Below are 11,341 nucleotides of genomic sequence, written 5' to 3' on the forward strand. Positions count from 1 at the left end.
ACTATTTTATTTTTAATTTAAAATCTTTTTAACCAGGTGGCCACTGTAAGCTTCTTCCACCTAATAGATGAAAGTGAATATGATTTACGCTTTGTCCTCCATCACTTCCACAGTTATTGACTACCCTATATCCTGACTTTTTAATTCCTAATTTTGATGCAAGTTTTGGTATTCTATCAAAAATATAAGATATTAATTCTAAATCATCTTCTTCTATATCATTTAAAGAAGCTATGTGTTTTTTTGGTATTACTAATACATGAGTAGGTGCTTGGGCTTGTAAATCATTAAAGGCTATCACTTTTTCATCTTCATATACTATATCTGCTGGGATTTCACCTTTTGATATCTTACAAAAAATACAATCATTCATTTTTTTCACCTCCAATTATTTTTTAAATAATTTCACCTAAAACTTTATCATCTTCTATTTCTATAAGTTTTGTATCAATTATTTCATTTTCTAATTCTTTACTAGCCTTTATTGCTACTCTTATATAATTATCAGTATAGCCTTCCATATATCCTTCTTTTCTTGATGTGCTTTCTATCAATATATCTTTTTCTTTATTTAAAAACTTTTTCATGAAGTCTTTACTTTGTTCTTCTGCTAAGTCTATTAGTTTTTTACTTCTATCATTTTTTATAGTTCCATGAATTTGATCTTTTTTTTCTGCTGCTGGTGTTCCTTCTCTTTTTGAATACTTAAATACATGGACATTTGCAAATTTTATTTCCTTTACAAATTCATATGTCTCTTCAAATTCTTCCTTTGTTTCACCAGGAAAACCTACTATTATATCTGTTGTAATAGCAGCATCTGGCATGAAAGCTCTTATAATTTCTACTCTTTCTTTGTACTGTTTTGTATTATATTTTCTATTCATTCTAAAAAGCACAGTATCTGAGCCACTTTGAAGTGACAAGTGAAAATGCGGACATATTTTTGTGAGTCTACTTAATCTTTTCATAAACTCATCTGTGATTAGCATTGGTTCTATTGAACTTAATCTAATTCTTTTAAGTCCTTGTATTTTATGAACTTCTTCTATGACATCTATCAGTGAGATTTCACCTAAGTCTTTTCCATAGGAAGCTACATGAATACCAGTAAGTACTAGCTCTTTAAATCCTTTATTTACTAATGTTTTTGCTTCTTTTATAATGTTTTCAAAGTCTCTGCTCCTAATAGGTCCTCTAGCATAAGGGATTATACAATATGAACAAAATTGATTGCAACCTTCTTGAATCTTTATATATGCTCTAGTATTTTCTTGGATAGAATTTGCATCTAATTCTTCAAATTTTCTTATATCCATTACATTTTCTACTATATTAATTTTAGTATTTTCTTTTTTTGCTTTTTCACATAATTCTACTATCCTATTTTTTTCTTTTGTACCAATTATCAAATCTACTCCAGGAATATTTGAAACTTCTTCTGGTGAGATTTGAGCATAGCATCCTACCACGCAAATTATGGCCTGTGGATTTTCTTTTTTTGATTTTCTAATAAATTGTCTGGATTTTCTCTCACCAAGATTTGTAACTGAGCATGTGTTTATTACATATACATCAGATTTTTCATTATGATTGTTTATATTATAGCCATTATTTCTAAAGGATTCAGCTATTGCATCAGTTTCATATTGATTTACCTTACATCCAAGTGTATAAAATGATACAGATTCCATTTAAATCCCTCCTACATCTCCTAATTGATACATAATTATAGATATTAATGTAAGTCCTGCTGTCTCTGTTCTAAGTATCCTAGGTCCAAGTGAAACAATACTTGCTCCTATTTCTTGTAATTTTTTTATTTCTGATTCAGAAAAACCACCTTCTGGTCCTATAATTATGCTTATATCTTTTTCTTTTGTTTTCTTTAAAACTTCTTTTATATAAATTTTATTTTCATTTTCATAAGGAACTATTATAAAACTATTATTTTTTTGCATTTCTTTAACAGCACTTTCTAAACTCATTATTTGAGGAACTTCTGGTATGATTCCCCTTTTTGATTGTTTTGCTGCTTCAAATGCTATTTTTTCAAATCTTTCTAATTTCTTTTCTTCTTTTTTATTGTTATTTATTTTAACTATAGTTCTATCAGTTATTATAGGAACTATTCTTTTCACTCCTAATTCAGTAGCTTTTTGAATTATAAATTCCATTTTTGAGGATTTAGGATAGCCTTGATATAAGGTAATATTTATATTACTTTCACGCTTGATATCTGTTTTTTCTAATATTAGAGTTTCAATAAATTCATCTGTAATGTTTTTTATTTGAACTATATATTCATTGTCTAAGCCATCTGAAATTTCTATTTTTTCATTTTCTTTTAATCTTAAGACATTTTTCATATGTTTTAAATCATCTTTATTATCTATTATAATATTTTCATCCTTTATATTATCAATATTTACAAAAAATCTATTCATCTATTTTACCTATCTTAGAAACTAAACATGCCCATTCACCTAAGTTTATTTCATCTATCACCTTTAGTCCATTTTCTTCTAAAGATTTTCTTACATCATCTACTTTATCCAAAATTATTCCTGATGATATAAATACTCCATCATCTTCTAGAAATCTTTTAATATCTTCTGATAAGATTTTTATTATATCTGCTACTATATTTGCAACTATTACATTTGCTTTTCCATCTATTATATCTAATAGATTCCCATATTTAACTTGTACTGTATTTGATACTCCATTTTTCACTACATTTTGTTTTGCTACACTCACTGCATCTTGATCTAAATCAATTGCAATAGTATTTACAGCACCCAGTTTAGCACTTGCTATAGCAAGTACACCTGTACCTGTTCCTATATCAAATACTGTATCAAATTGATGGATATGTTTTTCAAGTTGTCTAACACACATCATTGTAGTTTCATGCGTTCCAGTACCAAATGCCATTCCTGGATCCATTTCTATTATTATTTCTTCTTCTTTTTTTTCATATTCTTCCCAGCTAGGTTTTATAACTATTTTTTCACCTATTTTTTTAGGTTTGTAATATTTTCTCCATGTAGCTGCCCAATCTTGATCTTCAATTTCGGATGTGGTTACTTCCCCAAGACCTTTATCAAGTTGATATGAAGGAATCATTTCTATGTTGTCTTTAATAAGTTCGATTATATCAATCAAATCTTCACTTTCTTCAAAATATCCTTTTATTATTGCTCCTTCAAATTCACTTTCTAGTAGACTAGGATCAATATAATCCCATTTTTCATTATCTGTTTCAAAATGACTTATATCTTTTGGATCCTCAATAACTAATCCACAAGCTCCTGCTTCGTATAAAATATTAGTTACTGTTTCTACAGCTTCGGTAGTAGTTTTCACTTGAACTTCGATCCATTTCATATATTCACATCCCTAAAATTATTTATACTTTAGATTATATCAAAAAATAGATAAATAATCATCTTTAGCAGATGATTATTTATCTTTAGTTTAACCAAATATGTCTTTTACTTTATCAAAGAAGCCTTTTTTCTGCTCATGAACCGTTTCGCCAGTTTCTTCTGCAAATTTTCTTAATATATCTTTTTGGTCATCATTTAAGTTTTTAGGTACTTCTATGACTACTTTTACGTATTGGTCCCCTCTACCATATCCTCTTACACTTGGTATACCTTTGTTTTTAAGTCTAAATACGGTACCTGTTTGGGTTCCTTCATTTATTTTATATTTTACCTTTCCATCAAGTGTAGGTACTTCTACCTCATCACCTAATGTTGCTTGAACAAATGTTATAGGAAATTCTAATATGACATCATTTCCATCCCTCATAAATATTTCATGAGGTAATACATTTATATAAATATATAAATCTCCTCTAGGCCCACCTTTTTCTCCTGGTTCCCCTTCTTCACGAAGTGGGATTACTGAACCTGTATCTACTCCTGCTGGAACATTGATTGTAATTCTTTTTGTTTTCTTTTCTGTGCCTGTTCCATTACATTTTGTACATGGATCAGATATTATTTCTCCTGTTCCATCACATGTTGGACATGTTTTAACATTTACAAATTGTCCAAAAGGAGTGTTTTGAGCTTGTTTTACTTGCCCCTCTCCATTACATGTGCTACATGTCTTTTTATCACTATCTGATTTTGCACCTGTACCATGACATTTAGAACATTCTTCTGTTCTTTTTATATCTATTTTCTTTTCTACTCCAAAAGCAGCTTCTTTAAATGATATATCTAGAGCAACTTTTATATCTGCGCCTTTTCTAGGACCATTTCTCCTTCTGCCACTAGAAAAACCACCACCGCCACCTCCAAATATATCTCCAAACACATCACCAAATATATCTCCAAAATCAAAGCCTTGGCCACTAAATCCTCCACCAAAACCACCTGCACCTTGTCCATTTACACCCTCATGCCCAAATTGATCGTATCTTTGTCTTTTTTCTGAATTACTTAAAACCTCATAAGCTTCACTAGCTTCTTTAAATTTGGTTTCAGATTCTTTATCATCAGGATTTAAATCTGGATGGTACTTTTTAGCAAGTTTTCTATATGCGCCTTTGATTTCTTTTTCATCAGCATTTTTACCTACACCTAATATTTCATAATAATCTCTTTTACTCAAGTTTCCACCACCTAATCACAAAATTTCTTTAAAATACTAAAGCTAAATCAAATGATTTAGCTCTAGTATAATTTAATTATTTTTCTTCTTCTTCTTCATCTACTACTTCATAATCAGCATCAACTACATTGTCATCTTCAGCTGATTGTGAACCAGTTTGACCTTGTTCACCTTGAGCTTGTTGCTGTTTTGCAGCTTCTTCATACATTTTTTGTGAAATAGCATGGAATTCAGTATTTAATTCTTCTGTTTTTGTCTTTATTTCTTCTGTGTTATCATTTTCTAATGCGGCTTTAAGTTCTTCTATTTTTGCTTCTACCTTTGATTTTTCATCAGCACTTATTTTATCTTCTAAATCTTTAAGTGTTTTTTCTGTTTGATAAACAGTAGATTCAGCAGTATTTTTAGTTTCTATTTCTTCTCTTTTCTTCTTATCTTCTTCTTCATGCATTTCTGCATCTTTAATCTTTTGATTTATTTCTTCATCAGATAAATTTGTTGATGCTGTTATAGTAATTTTTTGTTCTTTTCCTGTACCTAAATCTTTTGCTGATACATTTACTATACCATTAGCATCTATATCAAATGTTACTTCGATTTGAGGAACTCCTCTTGGTGCAGATGGTATTCCTGTAAGTTGGAATCTACCTAAGGTAACATTATGAGTAGCCATTTCTCTTTCACCTTGTAATACATGAATATCTACAGCTGTTTGATTGTCTGCTGCTGTTGAGAATGTTTGGCTTTTCTTAGCAGGTATTGTTGTATTTCTTTCTATAAGCTTTGTAAATACTCCACCTAATGTTTCAATACCAAGAGATAGTGGTGTAACATCTAATAATAATACATCTTTAACTTCTCCACTTAATACTCCACCTTGTATTGCTGCTCCAAGTGCTACAACTTCATCAGGATTAACTCCCTTATGTGCATCTTTTCCAGTTAATTTCTTAACTTCTTCTTGTACTGCTGGTATTCTTGTAGAACCACCAACTAATATAACCTTATCTAATTCACTAGCACTAATATTTGCATCTTTTAAAGCATTTCTAATAGGTCCTAATGTCTTTTCTACTAAATGAGAAGTCAATTCTTCAAATTTAGATCTTGATAAATCCATATTTAAATGCTTTGGTCCTTCTTGAGTTGCTGTAATAAATGGTAAGTTGATATTAGTCTTCATTGTAGAAGATAATTCTTTCTTAGCCTTTTCTGCTCCTTCTTTTAATCTTTGAAGAGCCATTTTGTCATTTCTTAAATCTATACCATTTTCTTTTTTAAATTCTTCTGCTAAATAATCAATTAGTACCTTATCAAAATCATCTCCACCTAAATGATTGTCTCCCTTAGTAGATATAACTTCAAATACTCCATCTCCAAGTTCAAGTATAGATACATCAAATGTACCTCCACCTAAGTCATATACCATTATTGTTTGATGTTCATCTTCTTTGTCTAGTCCATAAGCAAGTGATGCTGCTGTTGGCTCATTTATGATTCTTTTAACGCTAAGTCCTGCTATTTTTCCTGCATCTTTTGTTGCTTGTCTTTGACTATCTGTAAAATATGCTGGTACAGTTATAACTGCTTCAGTTACAGTTTCACCTAAATAACTTTCAGCATCAGTCTTTAATTTTTGAAGAATCATTGAAGATATATCTTGTGGTGTAAGTTTCTTATCATCAATATTTTCTGTATGATTTGAACCCATATGTGTTTTTATAGACATAATAGTTCTTTCTGGGTTAGTAACTGCTTGTCTTTTTGCTGTTTCACCTACTAATCTTTCGCCTTCTTTTGTAAATGCCACTACTGATGGAGTTGTTCTATTACCTTCAGAGTTTGGTATAACAACAGATTCCCCACCTTCCATTACTGCAACACATGAGTTTGTTGTTCCTAAGTCAATTCCTATAATCTTACTCAAATTAATTACCTCCTAAATTTTTCTTAAAATATTTTTATTTTGCTACTTTAACCATGCTAGGTCTTATTACTTTATTTTTTAGTTTATAACCTTTTTGAAATACATCTATAATTATCTCTTCATCTACATCATCACTTTCTTCTTGCATTACTGCATGATGTAAATTAGGATCAAACTTTTCATCTTTAGAGTCAATTTCTTCCAAACCATTTTTTTGTAATATTTCTAGAAGTTGCTTATATACCATTACAACACCTTCATAAAAACCTTCTTTTTCTTCATCTTCACTTGCAGATGCGAATGCTCTTTCAAAGTTATCTATTACATCTAATAATTCTAATACTAATTTTTCATTAGCAAATTGATAAATAGATTCTTTGTCTTTTTCAACTCTTCTTTTATAATTTGTAAAATCAGCTTGAAGTCTCAAAAAACTATCATTTAATTTGTTGAACTCATCTGATTTATTATCTACTTCTTCTGTTTGTTCAATTTCTTCAGTTTCATCTTCTTCTTCCATTTCACCTTCTGCTAAATCTTCTTCTTCTAGCTTTAATTCTTCTTCTAAATCTTTTTCTTCTTTATTCAACTACTTCACCTCTTTTTAGTAATAACTACTCAAAATATCTTTTTAATATATTAGATAAATCTAAAGATAATCTTTGAACTACTGGAATAACTTTTGAATACTCCATTCTAGTAGGACCTATCACTCCAATTTTTCCAATTATTTTGCCATTTACCTTATAGGTTGCAGTGATCAAACTACAATTTTTTATTTCATCATAGGTATTTTCTTCACCTATTGAAATCCCTAAATTATGGTTGTTTGCTAACTCATTATTAACAAGCATATCTATAACATTATCCTTGTTTTGTATAAATGATATAAAAGATTTGGCCTTATCTATATCATTATATTCTGGAAAATTAAATATCTTTGTAATACCATTAGAATAGGATTCTATAGTGTCAATACTATTAAATGAATTATTAATAGTTGTAATTAATGAATCTAATACATCTTTATATTCATATATATTATGACTCATGTCATTTTCTAGTATTGTTCCTATGCTTCCAATCATTTCATCTTTTAAATTTTCTGTAAGGATATTAGATATTATATTTAAATCTTTATTAGATATTGATTTTTCAAGTCGCAATATTGTATTTTTTACAATACCTGAATGTGTAACTATTACAAGCAATACTCTTTTTTCATCTACTGGTACTAATTGTATGTGCTTTATTTTACTAAGTTTAAATTGTGGAGCAATAGCTAGTGATGTATAATTGGTTAATTTTGATAGTATTGATGCACTATTTTCTATTAACTCTTCAATCCTACCTATTTTTTCTAACATGTTTTTATCTAATTTGTTTAATTTTTCTTTAGTTAAATTTTGATTTTCTGTAAGCTTATCAACATATAATCTATAAGCTTTATTGGATGGTATTCTTCCAGCTGAGGTATGTGGTTGTAATAAAAACCCTAACTCTTCTAAATCACTCATTTCATTTCTAATTGTTGCTGGACTAACACCCAAATCATATTTTTTTGATATGGTTCTAGATCCAATTGGTTCAGCATTTATTATATAATTATGGATGATAGCCTGTAATATCTTTAATTTCCTTCCATCTATCTTCATTGTATCACCCTTTTCAAATAGTTATTAGCACTCTACATGTTCGAGTGCTAATCTCTATATAAAAAAATATCATTTTATTTGCCTTTTGTCAAGTCATTTTATTAAATTATATAAATTCAGAAAAAACTATATTTGATAAATCAAATCCTTTTTTAGTAAGATATATTCTATCATTTTCATTTTTAATTAAATTATTTTTTTCATTTCTAACTAAAGCTTCCTTATGTCTTTCTTCTAGGTCTATATTATATTTTTCTTTAAAATCTTTTTTTGATATTCCTTTATTTAATCTTAAGCCCAAAATTATATATTCACTCATTTCTGTCTCTTTATCAATGTCCTCACTATAATATATAGCAAATTTATCATTTGATATAGATTCTTTATACTCTATATAATTTTTAGTATTTCCAAATCTTTTAGAAAACATATTAGAATGAGCAGATATTCCAAGGCCTAAATATGGTTTTAGCTGCCAGTAATATAAATTATGCTTGCATTCATAATCTTCCTTTGAAAAATTGGATATCTCATATTGCAGACGATCATTGCTTTCTAAAAGCTCTATTCCCCTGTGATACATTTCTCTTTCTTTATCTTCATCTGAAATATCTAATTTCCCCTCACTATATCTTTTATGAAACAAAGTCCCCTCTTCTATTCCCAAACTATAAAAGGATATGTGGGGAACATTTAATTTTATCATTTTATTTAAGGTCTCTAATACATTTTCTACACTTTGATTAGGTAAATTAAACATTATATCTGTATTTATGTTTGAAATTCCTGATTTCTTTATCATTTGATAGGTATTTAAAAAATCATTAAAATCATGAATTCTACCTATATCTTTTAATATATCATCATCTATAGATTGTACTCCTATACTAATTCTATTTATGCCCATTTTTTTATATGCTAATAATTTATTTTCATTTAATGTTTTAGGATTTGATTCAATTGTAACTTCTTCTAAATCAAGATTAAATTTTTCATGTAATTTATCCATAATTAATTTTATATATTTTTCATCTATTAATGAAGGCGTACCACCTCCAAAAAACAAGGTCTTAAATTTATATTTCTTTACTTTTTCACCATACATATCTATCTCTTTTAATAATAAGGATATATATTCATCTATTTTTTTATCATCATAGGAAAAAGATGTGAAATCACAATAGTCACATTTTTTCACACAAAATGGTATATGAATATATAATGCAGCATCTTTCAAAAAATCACCTCACAAATATAAGAAAAAGCGAACTTAAAAATATGTTCGCTTTTTACTTATCATCAAATTTAAGTACTGCAAGGAAAGCATCTTGAGGAACTTCTACATTTCCTACTTGTCTCATTCTTTTCTTTCCTTCTTTTTGCTTTTCTAATAATTTTTTCTTTCTACTTATATCTCCACCATAGCATTTAGATAAAACATCTTTTCTAAGTGCCCTTATGGTTTCTCTTGCTATTACCTTAGTTCCAATGCTTGCTTGTATAGGCACTGCAAACATATGTCTTGGAATAACATCTTTTAATTTTTCAACTATCATTCTTCCTCTATCATATGCCTTATCTTTATGAGCAATAATTGAGAATGCATCTACTAATTCCTTGTTTATTAAAACATCTAATTTAACTAATTGTGATTGTTCATATCCTTTTAATTCATAATCAAATGATGCATAACCTTTTGTTTTAGATTTCAAAGCATCAAAAAAATCATATATTACTTCATTAAGAGGTATGTCATAGTGAAGTACTACTCTAGTTTCTTCTAAATACTCCATAGTTTTAAAGGTTGCACGTCTATTTTGGCATAAATCCATTATAGGACCTACAAAATCAGTTGGACTCATTATAGAAGCCTCAACTATTGGTTCTTCCATATATTCTATTTCTTGAGTTTCTGGCATATTAGTTGGATTTTGTATTTCAATTAATTGACCATCTGTTTTTTTGATTTTATAAATAACACTAGGTGCAGTAGTTACTATGTTTAAATCAAATTCTCTCTCTAATCTCTCTTGAACTATCTCTAAATGAAGCAAACCTAAGAAACCACATCTAAAACCAAAACCAAGTGCTACAGATGTTTCTGCTTCAAAATCAAGGGCTGCATCATTTACTTGTAATTTTTCTAGTGCTTCACGTACATTATTGTAATCTTCACCCTCTGCTGGATAAATACCACAATAAACCATTGGTGTCACCTTTTTATATCCTGGTAGAGCTTCCTTAGCTCCATTTTTAGCATTAGTTATAGTGTCTCCTACTCTTGCATCAACTACATTTTTTATACTTGCAGCAACATATCCTACATCTCCTGCATTAAGTGCATCTATTTCAAGCATTCCTGGTGAAAATATTCCTACTTCTGTAACTTCAAAATATTTATCTGTTGCCATCATTTTTATTTGCATGCCTTTTTTTATAACTCCATCCATTACCCTTACATCAGCAATTACACCTTTATATGCATCATAATATGAATCAAATATAAGTGCTTTTAATGGATTATCATTGTCACCCTTTGGTGGTGGAACATTTTTTACTATATCTTCTAAAACATCTTCTATGTTTAATCCTTCTTTTGCTGAAATTAATGGTGCATTTTCGCAATCAAGCCCTACTATATCTTCAACTTCTTTTTTAACTTCATCTGGTCTTGCACTTGGCAAATCTATTTTGTTTATTACAGGTAATATCTCAAGTTCTTGATCTAGTGCCAAATATACATTAGCAAGGGTTTGTGCTTCAACTCCTTGAGCTGCATCAACTACAAGTATGGCTCCCTCACATGCTGCAAGACTTCTTGATACCTCATAATTAAAGTCTACATGTCCTGGAGTGTCTATTAGATTTAATATATATTCTTTTCCGTCTTTTGCTTTATATACAAGACGTGTAGTTTGGAGCTTTATTGTTATACCTCTTTCTCTTTCTAAATCCATATTATCTAAAAGTTGTTCTTGCATTTCTCTTTGAGTTACAAGTCCTGTGCTTTGTATCAATCTATCTGCAAGTGTTGACTTTCCATGATCTATATGAGCGATTATAGAAAAATTTCTAACTCTAGTTCTTCTTTCTCTTATATCCATATTTTCCTCCTTGTTTAGGAAATATT

Annotated in this window: 10 protein-coding genes; all 10 read right to left on the bottom strand. The window is 29.0% G+C overall.

What is annotated here, in order from left to right:
- Nucleotides 1–28: 28 nt before the first annotated feature.
- The 10 genes from ACTHUW_RS11685 to lepA all read right to left on the bottom strand — a co-directional run bounded on the left by ACTHUW_RS11685 (nucleotide 29) and on the right by lepA (nucleotide 11,315).
- Nucleotides 29–373 carry a histidine triad nucleotide-binding protein gene (locus ACTHUW_RS11685; protein WP_442197938.1) on the bottom strand — a complete coding sequence of 115 codons (345 nt, stop codon included), beginning with the start codon at nucleotides 371–373 and terminating at the stop codon, nucleotides 29–31.
- A 22-nt stretch (nucleotides 374–395) separates the two neighbouring features.
- Nucleotides 396–1,694, bottom strand: coding sequence for a tRNA (N(6)-L-threonylcarbamoyladenosine(37)-C(2))-methylthiotransferase MtaB (gene mtaB / locus ACTHUW_RS11690; protein WP_442197937.1), 1,299 nt, complete (start codon nucleotides 1,692–1,694; stop codon nucleotides 396–398).
- Complete coding sequence (locus ACTHUW_RS11695) at nucleotides 1,695–2,447, bottom strand: 16S rRNA (uracil(1498)-N(3))-methyltransferase (RefSeq protein WP_442197936.1); 753 nt, start codon at nucleotides 2,445–2,447, stop codon at nucleotides 1,695–1,697.
- Nucleotides 2,440–3,390, bottom strand: coding sequence for a 50S ribosomal protein L11 methyltransferase (gene prmA / locus ACTHUW_RS11700; RefSeq protein ID WP_442197935.1), 951 nt, complete (start codon nucleotides 3,388–3,390; stop codon nucleotides 2,440–2,442). Before prmA ends, ACTHUW_RS11695 begins: the two co-directional genes overlap by 8 nt.
- Before the next feature lie 90 nt (nucleotides 3,391–3,480).
- Nucleotides 3,481–4,629: a molecular chaperone DnaJ gene (gene dnaJ / locus ACTHUW_RS11705; RefSeq protein WP_442197934.1), complete on the bottom strand. Its 1,149-nt coding sequence runs from the start codon at nucleotides 4,627–4,629 to the stop codon at nucleotides 3,481–3,483.
- Nucleotides 4,630–4,705: 76 nt separating this feature from the next.
- Nucleotides 4,706–6,556, bottom strand: a complete 1,851-nt coding sequence (dnaK, locus tag ACTHUW_RS11710) for a molecular chaperone DnaK (protein WP_442197933.1) — start codon at nucleotides 6,554–6,556, stop codon at nucleotides 4,706–4,708.
- A gap of 34 nt (nucleotides 6,557–6,590) precedes the next feature.
- On the bottom strand, nucleotides 6,591–7,145 hold the full coding sequence (grpE, locus tag ACTHUW_RS11715) for a nucleotide exchange factor GrpE (protein ID WP_442197932.1): 555 nt from the start codon (nucleotides 7,143–7,145) through the stop codon (nucleotides 6,591–6,593).
- A 25-nt stretch (nucleotides 7,146–7,170) separates the two neighbouring features.
- Nucleotides 7,171–8,211, bottom strand: a complete 1,041-nt coding sequence (gene hrcA, locus ACTHUW_RS11720) for a heat-inducible transcriptional repressor HrcA (RefSeq protein WP_442197931.1) — start codon at nucleotides 8,209–8,211, stop codon at nucleotides 7,171–7,173.
- Nucleotides 8,212–8,317: 106 nt separating this feature from the next.
- Complete coding sequence (hemW, locus tag ACTHUW_RS11725; protein WP_442213365.1) at nucleotides 8,318–9,448, bottom strand: radical SAM family heme chaperone HemW; 1,131 nt, start codon at nucleotides 9,446–9,448, stop codon at nucleotides 8,318–8,320.
- Nucleotides 9,449–9,500: 52 nt separating this feature from the next.
- On the bottom strand, nucleotides 9,501–11,315 hold the full coding sequence (gene lepA, locus ACTHUW_RS11730; protein WP_442197929.1) for a translation elongation factor 4: 1,815 nt from the start codon (nucleotides 11,313–11,315) through the stop codon (nucleotides 9,501–9,503).
- Between the last annotated feature and the right edge of the window lie 26 nt (nucleotides 11,316–11,341).

The sequence above is a fragment of the Senegalia sp. (in: firmicutes) genome (assembly GCF_052088025.1).
Classification (GTDB): Bacteria; Bacillota; Clostridia; order Tissierellales; family SIT17; genus Anaeromonas.